Origin of the sequence: Nonomuraea sp. NPDC048881, assembly GCF_040649795.1 — a bacterium.
In the GTDB taxonomy this organism is placed as follows: Bacteria; Actinomycetota; Actinomycetes; order Streptosporangiales; family Streptosporangiaceae; genus Nonomuraea.
The window spans coordinates 672,147-693,734 of sequence record NZ_JBEZGC010000003.1 but is presented as its reverse complement, the minus strand read 5'-3'; the positions used below and the strand labels follow the sequence as shown (position 1 = coordinate 693,734).

General features: G+C 71.4%; 18 protein-coding genes and 2 pseudogenes. 7 read left to right on the top strand and 13 right to left on the bottom strand.

The features are described from left to right. Nucleotides 1-20: 20 nt before the first annotated feature. Entirely contained in the window at nt 21-395 is a 375-nt protein-coding gene (locus AB0C33_RS14155) for a VOC family protein (RefSeq protein ID WP_352356769.1), read from the top strand. A gap of 168 nt (nt 396-563) precedes the next feature. Beyond that, the gene (locus AB0C33_RS14150) at nt 564-1,091 is read left to right on the top strand and encodes a DUF1062 domain-containing protein (RefSeq protein WP_358287125.1); all 528 of its coding nucleotides are present in this window, start codon (nt 564-566) and stop codon (nt 1,089-1,091) included. On the opposite strand, the gene AB0C33_RS14145 is transcribed toward AB0C33_RS14150, so the two are convergent. Beyond that, nucleotides 1,030-2,280, bottom strand: coding sequence for an MFS transporter (locus AB0C33_RS14145; protein WP_358287123.1), 1,251 nt, complete (start codon nt 2,278-2,280; stop codon nt 1,030-1,032). The two genes, AB0C33_RS14150 and AB0C33_RS14145, sit on opposite strands and share 62 nt — an antisense overlap. Nucleotides 2,281-2,352: 72 nt before the next feature. Between AB0C33_RS14145 and AB0C33_RS14140 the strand changes: the two genes are divergently transcribed. Beyond that, nucleotides 2,353-3,195 (top strand): LysR family transcriptional regulator, encoded by an 843-nt coding sequence (locus tag AB0C33_RS14140; RefSeq protein ID WP_358287121.1) that lies wholly within the window; start codon nt 2,353-2,355, stop codon nt 3,193-3,195. Between the two features lie 12 nt (nt 3,196-3,207). Here the strand turns inward: AB0C33_RS14140 and AB0C33_RS14135 are convergent, their stop codons facing one another. From AB0C33_RS14135 to AB0C33_RS14120, 4 genes are all read right to left on the bottom strand, one after another. Next, nucleotides 3,208-4,113: an NADP-dependent oxidoreductase gene (locus AB0C33_RS14135; RefSeq protein ID WP_358287119.1), complete on the bottom strand. Its 906-nt coding sequence runs from the start codon at nt 4,111-4,113 to the stop codon at nt 3,208-3,210. Nucleotides 4,114-4,153: 40 nt separating this feature from the next. Then, nucleotides 4,154-4,618, bottom strand: a complete 465-nt coding sequence (locus AB0C33_RS14130; protein ID WP_358287118.1) for a MarR family transcriptional regulator — start codon at nt 4,616-4,618, stop codon at nt 4,154-4,156. 122 nt (nt 4,619-4,740) lie between these two features. Further along, a complete protein-coding gene (locus tag AB0C33_RS14125; RefSeq protein ID WP_358287116.1) occupies nt 4,741-6,048 on the bottom strand; it encodes an MFS transporter in 1,308 nt (435 codons plus the stop codon). Continuing rightward, entirely contained in the window at nt 6,048-6,692 is a 645-nt protein-coding gene (locus tag AB0C33_RS14120; RefSeq protein WP_358287114.1) for a helix-turn-helix domain-containing protein, read from the bottom strand. The genes AB0C33_RS14125 and AB0C33_RS14120 overlap by 1 nt, the downstream gene beginning before the upstream one ends. Before the next feature lie 259 nt (nt 6,693-6,951). Here AB0C33_RS14120 and AB0C33_RS14115 point away from each other — a divergent pair, with 259 nt between their 5' ends. Further along, nucleotides 6,952-7,815: a YwqG family protein gene (locus AB0C33_RS14115; protein WP_358287112.1), complete on the top strand. Its 864-nt coding sequence runs from the start codon at nt 6,952-6,954 to the stop codon at nt 7,813-7,815. Between the two features lie 543 nt (nt 7,816-8,358). Here the strand turns inward: AB0C33_RS14115 and AB0C33_RS14110 are convergent. The 4 genes from AB0C33_RS14110 to AB0C33_RS14095 form a co-directional block, all read right to left on the bottom strand. Continuing rightward, a complete protein-coding gene (locus tag AB0C33_RS14110) occupies nt 8,359-9,540 on the bottom strand; it encodes a serine hydrolase domain-containing protein (RefSeq protein WP_358287110.1) in 1,182 nt (393 codons plus the stop codon). 52 nt (nt 9,541-9,592) lie between these two features. Further along, entirely contained in the window at nt 9,593-9,841 is a 249-nt protein-coding gene (locus AB0C33_RS14105; RefSeq protein ID WP_358287108.1) for a hypothetical protein, read from the bottom strand. Further along, the gene (locus AB0C33_RS14100) at nt 9,838-10,143 is read right to left on the bottom strand and encodes a hypothetical protein (protein WP_358287106.1); all 306 of its coding nucleotides are present in this window, start codon (nt 10,141-10,143) and stop codon (nt 9,838-9,840) included. Before AB0C33_RS14100 ends, AB0C33_RS14105 begins: the two co-directional genes overlap by 4 nt. A 152-nt stretch (nt 10,144-10,295) precedes the next feature. Then, nucleotides 10,296-11,447 (bottom strand): serine hydrolase domain-containing protein, encoded by a 1,152-nt coding sequence (locus AB0C33_RS14095; RefSeq protein WP_358287104.1) that lies wholly within the window; start codon nt 11,445-11,447, stop codon nt 10,296-10,298. A 141-nt stretch (nt 11,448-11,588) separates the two neighbouring features. Here AB0C33_RS14095 and AB0C33_RS14090 point away from each other — a divergent pair, with 141 nt between their 5' ends. Both AB0C33_RS14090 and AB0C33_RS14085 read left to right on the top strand, forming a co-directional pair. Continuing rightward, complete coding sequence (locus AB0C33_RS14090) at nt 11,589-14,735, top strand: BTAD domain-containing putative transcriptional regulator (RefSeq protein WP_358287102.1); 3,147 nt, start codon at nt 11,589-11,591, stop codon at nt 14,733-14,735. Between the two features lie 379 nt (nt 14,736-15,114). Then, nucleotides 15,115-16,240: pseudogene (locus tag AB0C33_RS14085) on the top strand (IS630 family transposase). Nucleotides 16,241-16,279: 39 nt separating this feature from the next. On the opposite strand, the gene AB0C33_RS14080 reads toward AB0C33_RS14085, so the two are convergent. Next, nucleotides 16,280-16,834 carry a hypothetical protein gene (locus tag AB0C33_RS14080; protein WP_189647668.1) on the bottom strand — a complete coding sequence of 185 codons (555 nt, stop codon included), beginning with the start codon at nt 16,832-16,834 and terminating at the stop codon, nt 16,280-16,282. Beyond that, the gene (locus AB0C33_RS14075) at nt 16,831-17,685 is read right to left on the bottom strand and encodes a hypothetical protein (RefSeq protein ID WP_358287100.1); all 855 of its coding nucleotides are present in this window, start codon (nt 17,683-17,685) and stop codon (nt 16,831-16,833) included. Before AB0C33_RS14075 ends, AB0C33_RS14080 begins: the two co-directional genes overlap by 4 nt. A 210-nt stretch (nt 17,686-17,895) precedes the next feature. On the opposite strand from AB0C33_RS14075, the gene AB0C33_RS14070 reads away from it, so the two are divergent. After that, nucleotides 17,896-18,900: a winged helix-turn-helix domain-containing protein gene (locus tag AB0C33_RS14070; RefSeq protein ID WP_358287098.1), complete on the top strand. Its 1,005-nt coding sequence runs from the start codon at nt 17,896-17,898 to the stop codon at nt 18,898-18,900. A 224-nt stretch (nt 18,901-19,124) separates the two neighbouring features. Here AB0C33_RS14070 and AB0C33_RS14065 read toward each other — a convergent pair. Next, nucleotides 19,125-19,364, bottom strand: a pseudogene (locus AB0C33_RS14065) (winged helix-turn-helix domain-containing protein); the annotation flags it as partial. Nucleotides 19,365-19,686: 322 nt separating this feature from the next. Continuing rightward, nucleotides 19,687-21,357 carry a DUF11 domain-containing protein gene (locus AB0C33_RS14060; protein WP_358287096.1) on the bottom strand — a complete coding sequence of 557 codons (1,671 nt, stop codon included), beginning with the start codon at nt 21,355-21,357 and terminating at the stop codon, nt 19,687-19,689. Nucleotides 21,358-21,588: the final 231 nt, after the last annotated feature.

Below are 21,588 nucleotides of genomic sequence, written 5' to 3'. Positions count from 1 at the left end.
CGGCCGGTAGGGTGCCGATCATGGCTTGCCGCATCTCCGAACTGATCGTGCCCGCCCGAGACGCCCACGGCCTGGCCGCCTTCTGGTGCGAGGTGCTCGACTTCGTCGTGCTCGACACCCCGGACGACGGCTCGGTGGAGATCGGCCCGCGGGAGGGGTTCGGCGGGTTGCAGCCGACCCTGGTCTTCGACCCCACCACCGAGCCCAAGGCAGGCCCGCTGCGGCTGCACTTCGACGTCAACGCCACCGACCGCGACCAGGCCGCCGAGCTCGACCGCCTGCTCAAGCTCGGGGCGCGTCCGGCCGACGTCGGCCAGACCGGCGAGGAGCCGTGGCACGTCCTGGCCGATCCCGAGGGCAACGAGTTCTGCCTGCTGCGCGCCCGTCTGAGCTGAGCGCCGCTCCCTGACCCACCCCTGAGTGAGGACATCGCGCGCATGACGCCGCCTGCTCTCTAGACCTGACACCTTCCCGCGCATCGGTCGCCGACGGACGCCGTCGGCTCTGTTTTCCGTGCTCTTCGTCAGGTCTTCAGAGAGATCATGTCTTCACATCCTCATATCGTGCTGCCCTGGGTGGTGCGGCGCACCCGCCTGCCCCTGCTCGTCCTGCGGTGCGTGGCCTGTCCGTCCGGGCGGGCCACCGTCGGTGACGGCCGGTTCCGCGTCAACGCCAACGGCAAGCTGCTCGACGTCTGGCTCCTGGTCAACTGCGTGGCCTGTGACCGGACCGGCAAGCTCACCGTCCACGACCGGGTTCCGGTCCGCTCGCTGGACGCCGGCCTGCTGGCCGGGTACTCGGGCAACTCGCCGTCCCTCGTGGCGCGGGCCCTGCTCGACCCGGCGACCGCCCGCCGGAACCGGTACACGCTCGACTGGGACGGGTGCTGGGAGCTCGACGCGCCGCCCGTTCCGGAGAGTCCGTGGCCCGTCCGGATCACGGTCGCCTTCGACGATCCCGTCCCGCTGCGTCCCGAGCGGCTGATCAGCCTCGGGTTGGGCGTCGGCCGGGACGAGGTCGCCCGCCGCATCAAGATCGACATCCCACCGAATCGGAGGACGAAACAGGACTTCTCCTTTCTTCTGATGTAGGTCCAGGCTGCCGGCCCGGCGGGCGGTCGTCCGCCCGCCGGGAGCGGGACAGCAGACGCCCGACGAGGGCCGCGGCGAGGCCGGCCAGACCGGCGGCCGCGAAGCCGCCACCTGGCAGTGCGGCGTCGATCGCCAGCCCGGCGATCGGCGAGCCGAGCGCGAAGCCCGCGCTCGCCGCCGACGCCTGCAGGCCCGTGGCCTCGCCCCGTACGCCGGCCGGCGCCAGCCGGCTCACCGCGTCGGCGACCGTGGACAGGGTCGGCGCGGTGAGCAGCCCGGCGCCGACGACGGCCAGGCACAACCAGCGCCAGTCGTGGGCCAGCCCGGCGGGGATCGTCAGCAGCCCGAGCAGGCCGAGCAGCAGCCACGTCGGCATCGGACGGCGCAGCGTGCCGTAGACCAGGCCGCCGGCGACGGAGGTCACGCCGAACACGGCCACGACCGCGGCGGCCCAGGACACCTGTCCCGCCTCCTTGAGCGTGGCCACGATGGCCAGGTCGATGCCGCTGAGCAGGGCCGTGGCGCCGAACCCCATCGCCAGCATGGCGACCATGCGGCGGTCCAGCCACTCCCGGCGCGCCGGGCGGGCGGGCGAGCCGGTCTCCACCTCGCCCTCGGCCCGCAGCGGCGGATCGAGCAGGGCGATCCCGACCCCGCCGGTCACGATCACCGCCCCGAGCCCCCACGCCACGGCCTGGGGAGACAGCTCCGCCGCGCAGAGGATCACCACCGCCGGCCCCACCATGTACGCCAGCTCGCCCTGCACCGACTCCAGCGCGAACGCGGCCCGCCGCTGTCCCGGCGTCGTCATCGCGGCGATCGCCTGCCGGGTCACCGCCTGGACCGGCACCATCAGCAGCCCCGCCGCGAAGGAGGCGCCCAGCAGCACCGCGTACGGCAGGACGGGGACGCTCGCCCAGAACACCGCCTGCGACACGACGGTGATCGTGAGCACGGCGCGCAGCCCCCGCCGGTCCGTCATTTGGCCCAGCAGCGGCCCGCCCAGCGCCACCCCGGCGGTCAGGGCGGCCGCGACCCCGCCCGCCGCCACGTAGCCCAGGTCCAGGCGCAGCACGACGTACATGGTCAGCGCGGTCACGTCGGCGGTGATCGCGGCACGGGCGAGCAGCGAGACGCCCAGCAGCGCCGCCATCCCCCGCACGGCGAGAACCTGTCGGTATCCGGTCACCCGGGCGACGCTAGGTGATCCCGCAGGCCATAGGAAGACGTTTTCTCGTTGGACCCGGCATAATGGATGCTTATGGCCAGAGACCTGGACACGTCGTTGCTGCGGTCGTTCGTCACGGCTGTGCGGGCGGGCAGCATCAGCCGCGCCGCCACCGCGCTCGGGCACACCCAGCCCGCGCTCAGCCAGCAGTTGCGCAAGCTGGAGAGCGCGGTCGGCCGCCCGCTGCTCCATCGGTCGCCGTCCGGCGTGTCGCTGACGCGGGCGGGGGAGGAGCTGCTGCCCTACGCCGAGCGCATCCTGTCGCTCTCCGCGCAGGCGCTCACCGCGACCGGGCGCGCGCTCACCGGCCGCTGCGGCGTCGGCCTGCTGGAGGACCTGGCCGCGGCGCAGTTGCCGCAGGCCCTCGCCGACCTGGCCCGGCTGCACCCCGGCGCGACGCTGGAGGTGCTGAGCCTCTCCGGGGTCACGATCCGGGAGGCCTACCACGCGGGCCGCGTGCAGCTCGTGCTCGACGAGGCGACCGACCTTCCCGCGCCGCCGCGCTGGACCGTGCGGCGCCCGCTGGTGTGGGCGGTCGGCCAGGGCGTCGACCCGGCCGCCGATCCGCTGCCGGTGGTGCTGTTCACCGGGACGTGCGCGTGGCGCACGTCGGTGGTGGAGACGCTCGACCGCACCGGCCGGCGGTGGCGGCCGGTGTTCGAGAGCAACAGCCTGGCCGGGGTGCTCGCGGCGCTGCGGGCCGGGCTCGGGGTCGCCGCGCTCATGCCCGGCAACCTCGAACCCGACATGGCCTGCCACGACCCGGACGCCCTGCCCGCCCTGCCCGACGTCGAGCTCGGCCTGGCCCGGCACCCGCAGACCGAGGGAGATGCGCTGATCGACGCCGTGGAGACCGCGCTGCGCCGGATGATCTGAGCGCCGCTGGGCTCAGAGCACCAGGGCGATCTTGCCGCTCAGCCGGCCGCGCCGGAAGTGCTCGTGGGCCGCACCGACGTCCTGCAGCCCGTACTGGGCCTCGACCCGGGCCCTGACCTGGCCCGCGTCGACGGCCTTGGCCAGTTCGGCGAGGCCGGGGCCGTCCTCGCGCACCTGGTTCACGGTGGTGCGGACCGATCGATGGGACAGGTCGGGCACCGGCCCGGCCTGGGTGGCGACGGAGGCGTAGCGGCCTCCGTCGGCCACGGCCTCGACGGCGAAGGCCCCGAAGGTGTCGAAGACGGCGTCGTAGGCCCCCACCGGAAGGTCGGCGGGGTCGGTCGTGACCCGTTCGGCCCCCAGCTCCGTGGCCGCCTCGACCTGCGCCGGCCTGGAGACCAGCGCGTCCACCCGGGCGCCGCGCGCCCGCGCCAACTGCACGGCCAGCCCGCCCACCGCGCCGGCCGCGCCCGCCACCAGCAGCCGCTCGCCCGCCCGGACGTCCAGCCAGTCGAGCGTCTGCAGGGCGGTGAGCCCCGGCAACGGCAGCGTCGCCGCCTCCACCAGGCTGACCGCCGACGGCGCCACGGCCAGCGAGCCGACGGGCATGGCCACGAGGTCGGCCCACGTCCCCCGGCCGGTGCCGAGCTGGTGGGACATGCCGAAGACCCGTTCACCCACGGGCAGCGCATCGTCCCGGCTGTCCACGACGATGCCCGCCAATTCCCATCCCAGGGTCGTCGGCAGGGGAGGGGCGCCCTCTCCGATGGCCCCTTCACGGGTCTTGTCGTCAACCGGGTTCAAGGCGGAGGCGACGACCCTCACCAGCACCTCGCCGTCCGAGGCCCGGGGCGGCGGCGCCTCGGCGACCGTCAGGACGTCCGGGCCGCCGAAGCGGGTGATCCGCACAGCACGCATGTTCAACTCCTCGATATTCGAAACAAGGGGAATGGCGGGGTCACCGGTCGAGCAGGCCCAGGGCCGGCAGCGCCGCGGCCAGCCGAGGGTCGGCCTGGGCGGCTTCCTCAAGGGCGGTCCTCAGCGTCGCCTCGTAGGTGACGTTCGCCTCGGCGTAGCGGGCCCGGCCCGCGTCGGTGATGACGGTGTAGACCCCGCGCTTGTCGTCCGGGCACAGGTCCCGGTACGTGAGCTCCGCGGTGTTCAGCCGGGTCACCAGGCGGGTCACGGAGCTCTGGTTGAGCCCGACCCTGTCGGCCAGCTCCTGCATGCGCAGCTCGCCGGCGTCCGAGGTGGCGAGATGGCCCAGCGCCCGGTACTCCGACAGGCCGATGCCGTGCCGCCGCTGGAGGGCGGTGGCCAGGGCGTTCTCCACGCGGGCGTGCAGCAGCAGGACGTCGTTCCAGGAGCTGGACACCGCCGAGGGCGCCGGGGCCGGGTGCGGAGTGGGTGCCGTCGGAGCCATGGAAGCCTCCTCCTTCTCTGAGGACCCCGTCTCTCGGACGCGGGATTGACAAAAGCATACATGCACATGCAAGCAAAGTGAGCTCGCCTCGTTCGCCGCGATCACCGGCGGCGTGGTGCTCCTCAAGATCGCCGCCCGCGTGTGACCGGCGGCACGGGCAGCGCCGGCGAGGCGGGCGGGACGGGCGGGCCCTGGCCGCGGAGCCGGTCCATCTGCCGCCACTCTGGCCGCAGCCCCGTCAGGCTCGTGGTGAGGGCGTAGACCGCCCCGCCGGCGAGCAGCACCGGCGTCAGCCCCGCGACCGCCACCAGCGCCCCGCCCACCAGCCCGCCGAGCGGGATGCCGGCCCAGGCGAGGGAGTCCTTCAGCGCGTTGACCCGGCCCAGCAGGCTCCGGGGCACCCGCTCGTAGGAGATCGCCCCGAGGATCGGGTTGAGGAACCCACCGGCGAACCCGCCCACCGCGAACACCGCCGCCATGACCCACAACGGCGGATCCACCGCCAGGACGAGGAACCGGGTCGGCCCGGCGAGCAGGAACGCCACGAAGAACACGGGCCTGCGCCGCATCCGGTGCGCCACGGCGGCCGCGACCAGGCTGCCGCCGACCGCCGTCAACCCCATGACGCTGCTGTTCAGGCCCACCACGGCGGCGCCGTGACCGGACTCGCCGGCCCACACGAACACCAGCACCTGGCTGAAGGCCGCGTCGAGCAGGTTCGTGACGCCGACCATGACGACCACGGACAGCAGCAGCGGTTCGCCGCGCAGGAACGTGAAACCCTGGCCGAACCGCCGCCAGTAGCCCTCCTTCGCCTCCAGAGCCTCCTCCGCCGGAGCGCGGTGTCCCATGCCGCGCGGCAGCGCCCACGTCACGATCACCGAGCCGAGCGCGAAGCAGGTGACGCTGATGCCCAGGCCGGCCAGCGGTCCGAGCAGCGCCACCGCCGCCCCGCCCGCCGCGGGCCCCACCGTCTGGGCCAGCCGCTCGGTCGCGCCCATCAGCCCGGTGGCGCGCTCCAGCGGCACCCGCCCGCGCTCGGCCGCCTCCGGAATCATGATCTCCTTGGCCAGATCGCCCGGACCGCGGGCCGCGCCGACCACCGCGACGAGGGCGATCAGCGCACCCAGCGGCAGCAGGTCCAGGGCGTGCAGGAGGAGGACCGCCCCGGCCGCCGCGGCGCTCACCACGTCCCCGATCCAGGAGATCCGGCGCGGCCCGACCCGGTCGGCCAGCGGCCCGGCCAGCGCCTTGACCAGCACGTACGGGGCCATCTCGGCGAACGCCACCATCCCGGTCCGCGCCGGGCTCCCGGTCGTCGTCAGGACGAACCAGGGCAAGGCGATGGCCGACACCCGCGTCGCGGTCAGCGACACCGTCATGGCCGCGAGCAGGCCGGCCATCGGGCGTAACGACTCGCGCGCCCCCATCACGCACCTTCGGGCGACTCGGGCGACTCGGGCGACTCGGGCGGCTCGTCCGCTCCGGGCAGCTCGGTTGTTTCCGGCAGCTCCGGCAGGAGCTGGGTGATCAGCGAGACCCGGGCGGCCCCTTCGGGCGCCGGCTGGCCGGGCGTGTCGCGCCGGTAGCGGTCGACGACCTCCGCCAGTTCCTCGCGCAGCCGAAGCCCCTCCTCCGGCGTGATCCGCAGCGCGATGGAGCTGAGGTCGAGCACCCGCCGCCACTCCGCCGGCATGGTGGGCAGCTCGTTCAGCGTCCGCTGGGTGCGCAGGCCGTACAGAGCGGCGATGGACTGCATGTAGGCGAGCACCGCCTCGGGCTCCCGCTCCGACAGCTCGTCATCGGTGAGCCGGGTGACGTGGTGGACCGAGCGCCACCAGCGTTCGCGGGCGTTGCCGCGCTCGGTGTCCTCCGCGACGAATCCGGCGGCGCCGAGCCTGCGCAGGTGGTAGCTGGCGGTGCCCGAGTTCACCCCCAGGCGTTCGGCCAGACGGGTGGCGGTGGACGGGCCGTGTTTGCGCAGCAGGTCCACGAGTTGCACCCGTACCGGGTGGGCCAGTGCCCGCAGGCCCTTGGCGTCGAGGACGACCACGCTCTCGGAGGGTTCGGTCATGTCCGGCAGCGTAGACCGCAAACAGTCCTTCGCAAAGACTTGTTCGCGAAGAGATCTTTGCAATCGGGAGGCCAGCGCGCCAAACCGCTCGGTGAAGGCGTCGCGCCTGACGTCAGCGGTTGAGCCGCCGAGCCGCGGGGTTCCCTTGGACGGGACCTCGGCCCGCGTCACCGCGTCCGCGGCCGGCCAGTGGCGCGACTGTCATCGGCCGGCCCGGCGGATGGCACGGACGTCAGTGACGCGCTTCATCATGGCTCTCATGACTGATGATCGATACTCCCGTCTCGCCGCCGAGCATCTGCCCGCCGACCTCGCCGACCGGTGGACCGCACTGCTGCGTCCATGCGTACGTCTGCGCCGGGCCGCGGACGGCGAGCAGGCCGTCGCCACCCTCGGCGGGGAGCCGGAACTGCCGGCCGGGGCCGTCTGGCCCGAGTGGCCGGGGCACGGCCCGCTGTCCTTCATCGCATCGGTGCGGTGCTCGGCGCTCCCTCACGCCGGGCTGCCGGCGGCCTTCCCACAGGACGGGACGTTGCTGTTCTTCTGCTTCGACGGCCACGACGACATGGACGACGGCGGCTCGTCCGGCTCCCTCGACGCCACCGAGACGTGGGACGGGGCCCACGTGCTGTACGTCCCGGAAGGCACGCCGGTTCTGCGGGCGGAAACACCTCAGGAGCTGGAACCGCACCCGTACGTGGAACTGGCCGCAGGCGTCGAGGAGAGCGCCCCCGACCTGTGGCTGCCTCAGGCCCGGGAAGCCCTGCTCGGCGACGGCAGGCACTGGCCCGCCCCTCGTGAGACCCCCGTCCCGCTCCGGCCGTTCGTCCAGGCCTTCCGGCGGCTGCGCACCCGCATCGACCACCAGATCGGCGGCCACGCCGTACCGGTGCAGGGCCCGGTGGAGTACGAGGTCGCGAACGCGGCGCTCGGCGGCGCTCACTCTTGGGGCACCCCCGCCCTGGACCGGGAAGCCGAACGCTGGATCCTGCTCGCCCAGTTCGACAGTGACAGCGACGCGAAGATGGCGTGGGGTGACACCGGCACCCTCTACTGGCTGATCCGCCCCGAACACCTGGCCACCCACCGCTTCGACCAAGCCCGGCTCACCATGCAGTGCTAGCTGGTTGGGTGGCAGACCAAGTACGGGAGAAAGGGATAGTGGGGTGTTGAGGTGCTGCTCGGAGGGTTCTTTTGTCGGGTGATGTGACCCTCCGCTTGGGTTTGGTTGCGGTTTGATGAACACGGCCGTTCGCGCGCTGGTGCTGGCGTTGCAGTGCTTTCAGAAGGTGGCGCGTTTCCCGTCCCCGGATGAGATTCCCGAGGTGGTGATCGACCACGTTCGGCGCTGTCTGGCGTTGGCCGAGGACGTCTGGCCGGGCCATTCGGCGCGTACGCCACCGACGAGCTGCGCCCGGCGATGCTGCTGGAGGGCAACCAGCGGTTCGTCGCCGGCGTGCCGGAGCATCCCAACCAGGACGCCGCCCGCCGCGCCGAGACCGCGCCGGAATTTCCTGGCCATTGACCACCGGGACTCACAACCTGGCTGCTGCCGGCGCGCTCCAGGTTCGGCATGGCCGGGAAGGTGTCCGTCGAGCCGCATGCGGTGCGCGAGCTCATCCGGCCTCGTGCTCGTGAGGCCGGATGAGCCGGTGCTGTTGAGCGGTCATCGTGATCTCGGCGGGCACATCTCGGCTTCCATCTCCTCGGTGAGGATGCTGATCGGGTTGCCCCAGTCGCCATTGAGGTTGGTGACAACCATGTGCCTGCCGTCCCGGGTGCCCATCGCATAGGTCCAGGAGCCATGGATCCTGCCACCGTTGCCCCAGACCGTCACGCCGCAGGACAGCTTCTGGGAGAAGATTCCGAGCCCGTAGGCGGTGTTGTCGATCCACGGCACGCCCTTGGTAGAGACGGTGGTGAACATCTCCTTTTGCAGCGCGGGCGGCAGCAAACGGCCGCTCAGGACCGCCCGATAGAAGGTGTGCAGGTCGCCCATGGTCGAGACGATGCTGCCGACTGACCCGGCCCAGGAGGGGTTCATGTCGGTGAGGTCGTAGGGGGTTGTGGTGTCCTCGCCGACCAGGAACTTGACGTAGTGTCGTGCGTGCGGCTCGCGCAGCTTCGTGCCTTCGCCCGGCAGGTACGTCTTCCGCAGGCCGAGCGGGCGGATGATGCGCCGGTCGATCTCTTCGGCGTAGGACCTGCCGGTGACCTTCTTGATGATCATCCCGGCGAGCGTGAAGTTGGTGTTGGAGTACCCCCACCCCTTGCCAGGCGCGAAGGAGGGCGGGTTACGCATGGCTGTCTTCACCAGTTGCTCGGGACGGTAGCTGTGGAAACGGGCCTTGAGGAAGGCGGTGCTCCACTCTTCGGTCGCCAGGTCCGCATCCGAGGTGTAGGGGAAGATGCCGCTGGTCTGGTTGAGCAGTTGCCTGATGGTGATCTTGCTGCCGTCGTGGCCGTTGCCCTTCACCACGCCGGGCAGCCACTTGTCCACGGTGTCGTCCAGGCTCAGCCGACCCTCGGCCACCAGCTTCAACACCACGACCGCGACGAACGTCTTGGTCGTGCTTCCGGCCCGGAAGTACTCCTGCCGGCGGCGCTTGAGGCCGGTGTCGGTGTCGGCCACGCCTGCCGTGCCGAACCATGACCTGTGGCCGTCACGGACTTCAGCCATGGCGCCGGGCATGCCGCCGGCCACGGCTCGGTCAAGCACCCGCTGGAGCCGGGCGTGGTCGTCGGTGCGGCGGTCGGCGTCGTAGGCCACCGCCGGCGACGCGCTCACGGTCACGGTGACTGCGGCGGCGAGCAGGCAGGCGGTGGCGGCGGGGAGGATCTTGGTCATGGGTCGATCGCCCTTCATACAGGTGGAGTGTTGGTGCAGGGGAATAGCTGAGTCAGCTGGTGACACGGTGGAGCAGGATGTCGCCCTGGGTGACGTGGGCGTGGAGCTCGACGGTGTCGCCGTCGGACATCTCGCAGTTGTCGCCCAGGTTGTCGTGGACCCTGCCGATCGCGGTCTTGACGTCCGCCAGTACGGGGGTGCCGTTCGGGATCCCGACGTTGATCGTTCCGGCGCCGACGTCCAGATCGGCGCGCCCGCGCGCCATCACGCCGACCTTGACGGCGCCCTGCTCGACGCTCACGCGCAGGCCGTCTTCTGCCCGGTCCACCGTGACGTTCCCGGCGCGTTGCCGATCACGGTGGCGCCGATGCTCTCGCCGACCTTGATCTGGCCGTGGGCGGTGCTGAGGGCAGCCGGGTCCCCGGACGCGGCCACGGTGATGTCGCCGTCGTCGGTGCTCGGGCGCGACTCGCCGGTACGGGCGAGGCGGATATGGCCACGGGAGACGTGGGCCCGTACCTCGCCCAGGCGGCCCTGACCGTTCAGGTGCCCGTCGCGGAGGCTGATGTCGAGCGCCGAGCCGTTGGGCAGTTCGACCGTCACTGCGACGCGTCCGGGAAGGGATCGGATGCTCGAGCGGTCCTTGAGCGTCAGGCGGCCGCGGTGAGTGACAAGGCGGCGACGATCGGCTCCGGTGTGTCAAAGGTATCCATGGGCGGTTCACTTTCAGCGGGGGTTGGTGGCGGGCGGCGTGCTTACGCACCGATGGAAACGCCGAACTCCGCTTCGATGACCTTGAACATGAGGTCCCAGGACTTCCACTCGGTGTTGGTGTGCACAGCGACGGTGTGCCGGCCATCGGGAGTGCCGACCGCGAAGAAATAGGAGCCCCAGAAGCTGCCGCCGACGCCGCGCAGCGTCCGGCCGCCGGTCGCCTGCTCGTCGAACTCGAACAGGCCGAGGCCGTAGCGGGTGTGCGGCATCCAGTAGCTGCCTTCGGTGGAGACGGTGGTCCACATCTGCCGGTGCTGTGCGGGCGGCAGCAGGCTGCCGGTGGTCATCGCGTTGAAGAAGCGGATCATGTCGCCGGTGGTGGTGACGACGTTGCCGGCTGCGTAGCCCAGGGAGGAGTTGAACTCGGTGACGTCCAGAGGCGGCAGGCCGGGCTCCTCCATCAGCGATTGCCAGTTCTCCGGGGTGACCGCGGCCGGGTCGGCGCCGTCCTTGAGGAACTGGTGGGAGTAGCCTCGCGGATGCGGACTGGGGTAACCGGTCTCGGTGGTGGGGCGCACGCGGGTGTGGGTCAGGCCGAGCGGCTGGACGACCCGGCGCTCGACCTCGTCGGCGTAGCTGTTGCCGGTGACCTTCTCGATGATCGCGCCGGCGATGTAGAAGCCGCCGTTGGCGTACTCGAAGCGTTCGCCGGGCGCACCGACCGGCGGCTGGGACACCGCCACCCGCAGCAGTTCCTCGGTGCTGAAGGTGTCGAAGCGATGCCGGTCGAACCCGGAGCGGGTGGCGTAGCGGTGGCTGACCTCCGGGGCCAGTCCGGTGGCGAACAGGCCGCTGGTGTTGCTGAGCAGGTGCCTGATGGTGATCTTGTCGCCGTCGTAGCCGTTGACGTTGACGTCCAGCACGCCGGGCAGGTGGGCGTTGACCGTGTCGTCGAGATTGAGGCTGGCCTCGGCCTCCAGGGCCAGAAGCGTCGCGGACGTGAAGGCCTTGCCGCTGCTGCCGGCGTGAAAGTACTCGCCCGGCACGCGCGGGGAGCCGGATTTGATGTCGGCCACGCCGGCGGTGCCGAACCAGGAGCGGTCGCCGTCCTTGACCTCGGCGACGATGCCGGGAATGCCGACCTCGGCCACCGACCGGTCGAGCACCTGCTGCACGTTCTCGTGGGCTGCCATTGCACTGCCTTTCGGACGTTTCTTCCGTACGTCCTCCAGGGTGTCCACCGGCGCTTACATGCGTCTTAGAACGCTCTTTTAGCCGGTATGGCGCCACTTTCAAACGGCACGTGCGCGTCGTTGTGCTCATAGCCTTTGTGCATGCGGATGGAGTTGCTGGGACCGGTCCGGGCCCATGCCGACGACGGCACGCCGATCGAGGTCGGCGGCGTCATGGTCCGAGCGCTGCTGGCCCGGCTGGCTCTGGCCGAGGGCGAGATGGTGCCGGTCGACGCACTCGTTGACGGCCTGTGGGGGGAGCATCCGCGCGGGGGCACCGTCAACGCACTGCACGGGCTGGTGCATCGGCTGCGCAAAGCTCTGGGCGAGGCCGAGCTCGTGGAGAGGGCGGCCGGCGGGTACCGCCTGCACGTACGCGCCGAGGACGTCGACGCCTGTCGGTTCGAGGAGAAGGCGAAGCGGGGCGGTCGCGAACTGGCCGCGGGTGACGTGCGGCGAGCGGCCTGGCTGCTGGACGAGGCGCTGGCGCTGTGGAGGGGAGACGCGCTGGCCGACGTGCGTGACACCCCCTTCGCCGCCACGGCCGGCGCGCGGCTGGACGAGCTACGGGTCGCGGCCATGGAAGACCGTTTCGAGGCGGAGCTGCGACTGGGCCACCACGACGAGATCCTGGCCGATATGGCGGCGATGGCCGCCGGTCACCCGCTGCGCGAACGGCTGGCCGGACTGCGCATGCGAGCGTTGCACGCGGCAGGCCGCCAGTCCGACGCGCTGGCCCTGTTCAACCAGGTCCGCGGCACCCTCGCCGAGGAACTGGGCGTCGACCCCTCCGAGGACCTCCGCGAGGCGTACCTCGCCGTACTGCGGGGTGAGCGGGAGTACCCCCAGGCGCGACAGGCTCGGCCGCACGCAGTGCCAGGACGTCTGCCCGCCCAGCTGACCAGCTTCGTCGGCAGGCAGGAGGAGCTGAGGCTACTGGCCGGGTTGCTGGAGTCCTCCCGGCTGATCACCGTCGTGGGCCCCGGAGGAGTGGGCAAGACCCGGCTGGCCGTGGAGGCCGTGAGCCGGCATCGGGTCCATCAGCGAGGCCGGGCCTGGCTGGTCTCCCTGGCCGCGGTGAACACGGCCGACGGGCTGGTGGAGGCGGTGCTGAGCACGATCAGCCTCGCCGGAGCCCAGCCGGCCGGCACGCTACTGGAGCGGGTGGTCAACCTGCTCGCCGGTGGTGAAGGCGTGCTGGTTCTGGACAACTGCGAACAGATCTCCGGAGCCGTCGCGGAGTTCGCCGGGCAGTTGCTGGAGCGCCAGCCGGACCTGACCATCCTGGCCACGAGCCGGGAACCGCTGGACGTCATGGGTGAGGCGCTGTGCCGCCTGGGACCCCTCGGCCTCCCCCCGGCGCACGCGGATCGCGATCGTGGCTCCGCATCGGCCGCGGTGCGGCTGTTCCTCGACCGGGCGGGAGCCGTACGACCCGGCTTCGCGCTGGACGCGTCGACCGCGCGGCCGGTCGTGGACATCGTGCGCCGGCTGGACGGGCTGCCGCTCGCCCTGGAACTGGCCGCGGCACGCCTGCGGACCATGAGCGCCGAGCAGATCGCCCGGCGGCTGGATGACCGCTTCCGGCTGCTCAGCACCGGTAACCGGACCGCCCAGCCCCGCCAGCAGACGCTGCATGCGGTCATTGAGTGGAGCTGGGATCTCCTCACCTCACAAGAGCGGACACTGGCCGCCCGGATATCGATATTTCCGGCGCGGACGGGTATCGCGGTGATCGAAGCGGTCTGCGCGGATGAGACGCTTCCCGCGGACGAGGTCGTCTACCTCCTGGACTCCCTGGTCGACAAATCCATCGTGGAGCGGGTCGGCGACGGCTACCGGATGCTGGAAACCATCCGGGCACATGCGGCGGGGAAGCTCCGACTCGCAGGAGAGACCGACGCCGTCCTGCGTGGGCTCACCCGGTACTTCGCGGACCTGGCCGACGAACACGAGCCGCTGCTGCGCTCGGACAAGCAGGCGGAGTCGCTGCGGCTGTTCCAGGCCGAGTACGACAACCTGATGTACGCCCTGCAAACGGCCATCGACGGAGACGACGCCGAGACCGCGGCCCGGATGCTCGGACCGCTGTACTGGTACTGGGTCATGCTCCGCTACGACGCCCGGGCCGAGACCTACATCGCCAAGGTCACCGAGTTCGGCGACGCGCTGCCCGCGGACGCCCGCGCCGCGTTCACCGCGATCCACCTGGTGGGCGTCGAGGGCGGGCCGATCACTGACCACGAGCGGCTCCGCGCGCTCATCGGCGACTGCGCGCGCACGGGCGCGCTGCGCCGCTATCCGATGCTGCTGACGATAGTGCTGGTGATGGCGGCGATACTCGGGCTGGACGAGCTGCTCGATCAAGAGATCGCCCGGGTGCGCAGCGGCTCGGACCGCTGGGCGATCGCCTGCACCTTCATGATCGAAGCCATGCGCCATCGCGAACAGGGCGACCGGGAGAGCTCCGCGACCGCGATGACCACGGCACTGCGCCTGTTCGAGGAGACGGGCGATCGGTGGTGGACGGCGAAGGCGCTGTACGGCCTGGCCCAGATCCACGCCATCGCCGGAGACCACGACCAGGCGATCACCGCCTACGAGCATAGCCTCGCGATCGCCACCGACCTCGGCTCGCAGGATGAGGTCTCCACCCGGCTCGGGCTCGCCACGGAACGCATGCGCGCCGGCGACCTGGCCGGCGCGGGGCGCGACATCGACACCGCCGAACGAGCGGCCTGGCGGCGTGGCCAGCCGGCGCTGGAGATCGAGGTGCTCGGCGTCCAGGCAGAACTGCACCGCCGCTCCGGAGAGGTCGAACGCGCCGATCAAGCGCTCGACCGGATGGAGGAGCTCCTGCGCAAGCTGCCCCAGTCGGCGGAGGCCATCGACCCTCGGCTGCTCCTCGCTCGGGTAGCCAACCTCCTCACCGCTGGCGACGCCGTACGCGCCCGCGAACTGATGCCCCGCGCTGTCGAGGCGGCGCAGGCGATCATGGATGCCCCCTTGGCTGCTCAACTCCTGGCCAGGCTACTGTTGCTGGAGGGCGATCCGGCAGGCGCGGCCACCGCGCTCGGCCTGAGTCAGGCCATCCGCGGCGCCTTCGACCACGGCGACACCGAACTGCGCTGCCTCTCGGAGATGCTCGCGGAGTCGCTCGGCCGTACCGACTACGACAGCGCCTATGAACGGGGCGCCGACCTGACCCCACACGAGGCCAGCGACCGTCTGACAAAGCTACGTGTATAAGTCCAGGGTGGCAGGGGCATTTGAGCCGATTGTCGTACATGAGGCAGGCCAAGTACGAGGCAAGAGCAATGTGCCGCATAGGTCGGCGAAGTTCGGCAGCACTCAGTGGGTCGCCGTCTGCTTGTCCATCGCCTGTCTCCGTGCGATCACACAGCTCACCAGGAGCGGGAACTCACGTGGGTTCGGCATCTCAACGCCTGTTCGCCTCGTGCGTTCAGCGCGCTGAATGTCGCGAGGGAGTGTCAGCGGAGGGCGGGTTCGAGCGCGACGTTGAGGGTAGTTCTAGTGCTGTGACCGGAAACGATCACCGGGTTGGCGCGTAGAACGGTCCTGTCGGTTGGATGAGCTGATCACGTTCGTTCAGCAGTCGGGAGGCCCGGTGACGCAACCGGTCAAGGTCCGCAGGCTGTCGGACCAAGAGGGGCAGAAGCTGCAACGCATCGTTCGGCGCGGCACGATGAGCACAGTGCGTCACCGGCGGGCGATGATCTGCTGGCCTCGGCCGGCGGCAACACCGTCCCGGTCATCGCGCGCCTGGTCCAGGCCGATGAGTACACCGTGCGGGACGTCATCCACCGGTTCGACGAGATCGGGCTGGCCTACCTGGACCCTCAGTGGGCGGGAGGCCGTCCCCGCCTGATGAGTCCTGACGACGAAGACTTCATCGCGGCGACGGCACTACCCGCCCGGCCAAGCCCGGCCAGCCGTTCACCCGCTGGTCCATCCGCAAGCTCCTGCACTATCTGCGCCGCCTGCCCGGCCGGGGCATCGCCCTCGGCCGGGAGGCGTTGTCTACCCTCCTGCACCGGCACGGGATCACCTTCCAGCGCACCAAGACCTGGAAGGAGTCGCCCGGCCTGGACTTCGACGCGAAGCTGGACGCGATCGAGTGCGCCCTCACCCACCGCCCGAGCGCATCTTCGCCTTCGACGAGTTCGGCCCGCCCGGTAGCCGCCCTACCGCCGGGACGGGCTGGGCACCCGCCGGTGAACCGAACCGGTTGCCGGCCACCTACCGCCGCCCCCAGGACGTGCGGTACTTCCACGGCTGCTACTCCGTCGGCGATGACCTGCCGTGGGGCGTCAACCGGGCGCGCAAGGGCATCGACCACACCTGGGCCGCCCTGAAATCGATCCGGGCCGCTCGTCCCGATGGCGCACCGATCGACGTGATCCTGGACAACCTGTCGGCGCACAAGAACTGGCGCATCCGCACCTGGGCCACCAAGCACAAGGTCAGGCTGCTGTGCACGCCGACCTACGCCTCCTGGGCCAACCCGATCGAGGCCCGCTTCGGCCCACTTCGGCCCGCTACGCCAGTTCACCCTGGCCAACTCCGATCACCCGAACCACGCCGTCCAAACCCGGGCCCTGCACGCCTATCTGCGCCGGCGCAACGCTCACGCCCGCCATCCCGCCGTACTGGCCGCTCAACGCCGCGAACGCGCCCGGATCCGCTGCGAGAAGGGCATCCGCTGGGGCGGTCGGCCCGCATCGGCAGCCTGAACCCCTCACCCACCCCGGTGATCGTTTCCGGTCACAGCACTAGCGGTTGTTGTTACCGCACCAGTCGACCCAGATGTGGCCGCTGCCGTTGTCGTGCACGCGCCTGCCCAGCGGCTCGCGCTGCCACGCGTCGGCGCCGTCATTGACCCAGGAGAACACGTAGTTGATGTCCGTGCGGCGCAGGTCCCAGTAGTCGCCGTTGCCGATGCACGCGTAGGCGCTGCCGGACCAGGGCGCGTAGTCGTAGATGTTCACGTCGTCGTACGGGCCGGGGTAGCCGTTGTTCCACACCACGTCCACCGTGTTGTTCCAGCCGGACGGCCAGCCGTTGTAGGCGTCGCCCGTGTACAGCAGCGCCTTGTTCATGTCGTCCGACCAGACGTAGAAGTTGCCGTCGGCGTTGAGCGCCCGCACCGGCAGCCCCGACTGGATCTTCGGCTTGCCCTCGGGCCGCTGCGGCTTCACCGCCTCGACCGCCGGCCTGGCCGCCTCGGACGTGGGCGCGGGGGCCGGCTCGGCGTAGGCCGCCGTCGAGGCGGTCAGCACCGCGGCTACGGTCATGACGCCGAGCAACGCGTTCCTCAGAACCTTCATGATGGGGTTTCCTCTCCCTGTTCAGCGATGAGCGAATTCCTGATCAGCGCACGCGCCCTCGGCAGCGCCGCCTCGCGCAGGCTGCGCGCGTTCCGGTACTCGGCCGGATAGCGCGCCTCCAGCGCGGCGGCGTTGGCCTGGTCGAGGTCGCGTGCCGTCCTCGACAAGCCGGAGGAGGCCGCGCAGCGTGCTTCCGCCGTCGCGGCCCGCCGGTCACGGTCCTCCGCGCCGCCCTCCTGGTCGGCCTGACGCTCCCTGCGCAGAGCCAGCGGCGTGTCGGCGGTGAACCCGGCCGCCTTCATGCACGCGGACCAGCGCTGACGCGCGGCTCCGTAGGCGGGGTCGGCCTGGGTCTGGCCGATCCGCATCTGGACGAGCGTCTGGGTGACCCTGCTGGCACGGAACCAGCGCGCCTTGTCCCCGTAGAGCTCCTGCCACGCCTGCGCCACGCAGCCGCCGGCACTGTGACCCACCGTGCCGCCGACGGGCAGCGCCGCCTCCAGGACGGCGGACCGGTCGCCGTGGTAAGCGGTCAGCCAGGCGCGCCTCTTCCCCTCCGGCAGGCCGCGGAAGTAGTTCTGCGCGGGGACGGCAGCCTTTTCCAGCTCCTTTCTCGCCGCCCTGCCGTATCCGTTGTTCCGCGCCCATTCCTCGTCGTCCACGACAAAGGGAAAACGGTCCATGTCCGGAGTCCTGCTTTTCGGCTCCGGCCAGTACCGCAGGCCCCGCCCGCTCATGCAGGCGCCGATGAGAACCTGCTCGGCCTGCTGGAGAACGTCCGGCTCCACCGGCGCAACCGGCGCCACCGCGCATCCTGCAAGCACGGCAAGCCCGATCAGGGCATGCCGCAACCGTCGTCCTGACACGTGAATTCTCCCGAAGTGGACTCGCCTGAGGTCGGGTCGGGCCGCCTTTCCACGGAGAGGCGGCCCGCTCACTGTCGCAGGAAGAAATCAGCTGCCGGGAGGCTTGTAAGTCATGGCTTAATCCCGCCGCTCAGCGATGTGCGTGGCCGATCGGCGGCGTTCCGTGACGGATACGGCGACGTGTTTGGGGGGCGAATGCACAGAATTCACTTCACCAGCGACGACCTGGCGCGGATCAGGGTGGCGCCGACGCTGGGCCCGCTGGCCGAGACCCTGTTCAGCTTGACCATGCTGCGCGGACGGTCGGGAGAGGCGACGTTCGGCGCGTGGCGGCGCCGGGCCCGCGCCGGGCTGGACTCCCGGCACGCGATACTCGGGGCCGTCCTGCCGTCCCGAGGACCCAGCTTTGACCTGGTCAACCTGGCCGGCCCAGGACACGAGTTCGCCGAGAGCGCGGAGCGCTTCCTGTCCAGGAGCCGGCACGCGGTCCAGGCGGAGCTCGACTACTACGCCGACCATCACGGCCGGGTGCCGGCGGTTCTGGCCGGGCTCGTCGACAGCCTGGCCGCCCGCCGGCAGGCGCTGGCCACGGTGGAGGGCTACCATCGGGCCGCCGTCGCGCCGCACTGGGCACGCATCCACTCCCATCTCGTCGCCGAACGCGCCCGGCGCGGCACGATCCTGCTCGACCATGGCGTCGACGGCCTGCTGTCCAGCCTGCATCCGGACGTCCGCTGGGCGCCGCCGACACTGCACGTCCGCAACGGCGACGAGAGGCCCGCCGAGCTGACGCTCGACGGGCGGGGACTGCTGCTGGTGTCCTCGTTCTTCCTGCGGGTCCCCACCGTGATGTACGACCCGAGGCGCCTCACCGGCGGCCTCCTGCTCTACCCGGCCACGCTCGACGCCTACCAGGGCGCGAACGTCTGGACGACCGGCACGCCGGCGAACGCGCTGGCCGATCTTCTCGGCCGCACCCGGGCGGCGATCCTGACCGCCATCGCCGAGGGCGTGACCGGCACCGGCGTCCTGGCCCGAAGCCTGGACGTCTCCTCAGCGGCCATCAGCCAGCACACCGCCGTGCTGCGCGAGGCGGGCCTGATCACCACCCGCCGCCATCACGGTAGCGTCGAGCACCACCCCACCCAGATCGGTCTGACCCTCCTCGACCGGCATGGCACACCACACCCGGCCCCCTGACGCCACTCGGCCACGCCGACCTGATCCATCGATATGAGGGGGTTGTCGAGCGAACTGGCTGGTCAGCGGATTGGAGGTCTGTCAGGCACGTAAGGCAAGCAGGCTGCTTGACGGACCCGGTTCACCGTTCCGCTCCTGGGCGAGCGCTCCGTTCGTGCAGGGTCGACAGGGGGAGCCGCCGCGCGGTGGCGGTGATCCGGTGGATGGGCCGCGGGATCGGTATCCCCCACGCCGGGAACGGTCTGGATGCACGGCGGGTCGCCCAGCTTGGCCCGCAGGAGGCTGATCAGGACCCGCACCCTGGTGAACGGGTCGGCGTTCTCGTCCCAGGCCTCCTCCAGCAGCCGTTCGGAGCTCACGACCGCGCCGTCCGCCCTCACCAGCACCTCCAGGAAGGCGAACTCCTTGAGCGACAGGTGCCGCCCGTCCCGCGAGGCCTGCAGGCGGTGCCTGTCGAGCACGAGCCGTTGCCTCCGGCGATCTCGCCCGGCACACGTGGAAGCCGGCGTTCGGCCCTGTCACCCCGGCTCTGGTCTCGTTGCCGCCGATGAACGGGACCACCCACGAGACCTTGAGCGCCGTACCCTCGTCGCCGAGGCCGTAGACGACGAGGCCGGTCGTCCCTGTCGCGATGCCACCTTCGCTGCCTTTGGAGCCGAAGACGTCGGACTGGAACGGGTGTCGGCGAAAGCGCGGTGGCCGGGCGACGGCATCCGCCGCCCGGCCGGGCTTCTGCTCACCACGCTCAGCGCACGGCCGGGTCGATTGCAGGATCAAGCGAAGGGGTCAGGGGCAGGTGACCAGGACGACTGAGATGACGGTGCAGGTGGCCGAGGCGCTGTCATTGGCCGGGTTGGGGTCGGCGGGGGCGCTGGTGGTGCGGACTCCGGTGACGGTGACCTGGCCCAGCGACAGCAGCGACAGCGGGATCCGGAAGGTCTTGTCCACCGACGCTCCGCTGGCGATGGCGCCGTAGGTGCAGGTGACGGTGGTTCCAGCGCTGGTGCAGCCGGTCGACAGGTTGGTCGCCGACGCGCCGGTCGGCAGGGTCGCGGTCAGGGTGGCGGAGGCGAGCGGGCTGGGGCCGGTGTTGTCTGCTGTCAGGGTGTATTGCAGGTAGGGGACCAGGATGCCGAGATGGGGCTGGGTGCCCAGGTTCACGTCGATGTCGGCTGCGGCCACTGTGGTGTTCCCGGCGTCGCTGTTGTTGGCCGGGTCAGTGTCGGGTTCGGTGCCGGAGACGTTCGTGGTGGCGGTCAGGGTGCCGACCGCGGTGGGGGTGACGGTGATGGCGATCGTCGCGCTGGCGCCGGCGGCCAGGGTACCGAGCGGGCAGGTGACGGTCGGCGCGGCGATCGCGCACGAGCCTTGCGACGGTGTCGCCGATCCGATCGTGCGGGCCACACCGGACAAGGTGGTGACCGCGGAGACGCCGGTGGCCGAACGGGGCCCGTTGTTGGTGACGGTCACGGAGTAGGTGACGGGCGTGCCGGGGGTGACCGGGTCGGCCGAGTCGGTGACGGTGACGGCCAGGTCGGCCCCGGGCGGGGTGTAGGTGATGGTGATCAGGCCGTTGCCGGATCGCACGCCGGTCTGGAAGACGGTCCCGGCCGGGCCGTGGCCGCTGCCTCCGCCACCGCCCGCCGAGGACCTGGCGTAGATGGGAGCGCCGGCGTATTCGCCTCCGCCGCCCCCACCGCCGCCGTACCAGCCGCCTCCGCCGCCGCCTCCGCCTGCGCCGGAGGGCCCACCGGGCACCTCCGCGCCGCCCGCGCCGCCCGTACCGGCTGTGCCGTCGGCTCCGGCGTCCGCTCCGTAGCTGCCGGCGCCGCCGCTCCCACCGGCCGAGGATGTCCCCCCGCCGCCGGGGTTGGACCCGAGGCTCGAGCTGCCGCCGGGGGTGCCGGCGGCACCGCCTCCGTCCCCTCCGGCGCCCGCGGCGACGCGGGTGTAGTTGCCACCGCCGCCACCGCCGCCGGCCACCAGCACCCGGTCGTCCAGGCCGTAGCCGGGGCCGGTGCGCACGTCTGAGGCGCCGCCGCCCGCGCCGCCGTCGAGGTACCCGAAGATGTTCCCGCCCTTGCCGCCGGGGCCTCCGCCGCCGTAGCCGCCGGTCCCTCCGACGATGATCTGGAGCTCCTGCCCGGGGGTGACGGCCAGGGTGGCCTTGACCTCCCCGCCCAGGCCGCCCGCGCCACCCGGGGTTTCGCCGGGCCCGGCCTGGCCCTGGGCGCCGAACGCGTCTACCTCGATCGAGGTCACGCCATCCGGCACGGTGAACGTCTGCGGGCCACCGGTGTAGGAGAACGTCACCGTCGTGGCGGCCTGGGCCGCCGGGGCCACCGCGGCCAGGCCGCCGGCGGCCAGGGCCAGGGCCAGGGTGCCCCGCAGGGCCAGCCTGGTCAGACGGCCCTGCGGGCTGCGCCCGCGCAGGGAGATGTTCGTGGTCGAGGGCATGAGGAAGGACTTCCCTTCGGCTTCGCCGCCTCGACCGCCCGATCCCTTTCGGACCGCGCTGCACAGCCGGGCGCCCAGACACGGCGGCGCGCACCTGCCCGGTGTCCCCGAACCCCGACTTTCATCACCGAACAGAACAGTTCAACGCCACGTCACGGTGAAACTCTCATCGATCATGTGGGCGCGACAGTCACCCGTCCGCGCACTAACCGCTGTCTTCGCAGGCGAAGC

Bases quoted from the DNA above. Each gene is read 5' to 3' on its own strand.
- AB0C33_RS14155 (WP_352356769.1), top strand. From the start codon at position 21: ATGGCTTGCCGCATCTCCGAACTGATCGTGCCCGCCCGAGACGCCCAC.
- AB0C33_RS14140 (WP_358287121.1), top strand. From the start codon at position 2,353: ATGGCCAGAGACCTGGACACGTCGTTGCTGCGGTCGTTCGTCACGGCT.
- AB0C33_RS14135 (WP_358287119.1), bottom strand. From the start codon at position 4,113: ATGCGTGCTGTGCGGATCACCCGCTTCGGCGGCCCGGACGTCCTGACG.
- AB0C33_RS14130 (WP_358287118.1), bottom strand. From the start codon at position 4,618: ATGGCTCCGACGGCACCCACTCCGCACCCGGCCCCGGCGCCCTCGGCG.
- AB0C33_RS14125 (WP_358287116.1), bottom strand. From the start codon at position 6,048: ATGGGGGCGCGCGAGTCGTTACGCCCGATGGCCGGCCTGCTCGCGGCC.
- AB0C33_RS14120 (WP_358287114.1), bottom strand. From the start codon at position 6,692: ATGACCGAACCCTCCGAGAGCGTGGTCGTCCTCGACGCCAAGGGCCTG.
- AB0C33_RS14115 (WP_358287112.1), top strand. From the start codon at position 6,952: ATGACTGATGATCGATACTCCCGTCTCGCCGCCGAGCATCTGCCCGCC.
- AB0C33_RS14110 (WP_358287110.1), bottom strand. From the start codon at position 9,540: ATGACCAAGATCCTCCCCGCCGCCACCGCCTGCCTGCTCGCCGCCGCA.
- AB0C33_RS14095 (WP_358287104.1), bottom strand. From the start codon at position 11,447: ATGGCAGCCCACGAGAACGTGCAGCAGGTGCTCGACCGGTCGGTGGCC.
- AB0C33_RS14090 (WP_358287102.1), top strand. From the start codon at position 11,589: ATGCGGATGGAGTTGCTGGGACCGGTCCGGGCCCATGCCGACGACGGC.
- AB0C33_RS14080 (WP_189647668.1), bottom strand. From the start codon at position 16,834: ATGAAGGTTCTGAGGAACGCGTTGCTCGGCGTCATGACCGTAGCCGCG.
- AB0C33_RS14070 (WP_358287098.1), top strand. From the start codon at position 17,896: ATGCACAGAATTCACTTCACCAGCGACGACCTGGCGCGGATCAGGGTG.
- AB0C33_RS14060 (WP_358287096.1), bottom strand. From the start codon at position 21,357: ATGCCCTCGACCACGAACATCTCCCTGCGCGGGCGCAGCCCGCAGGGC.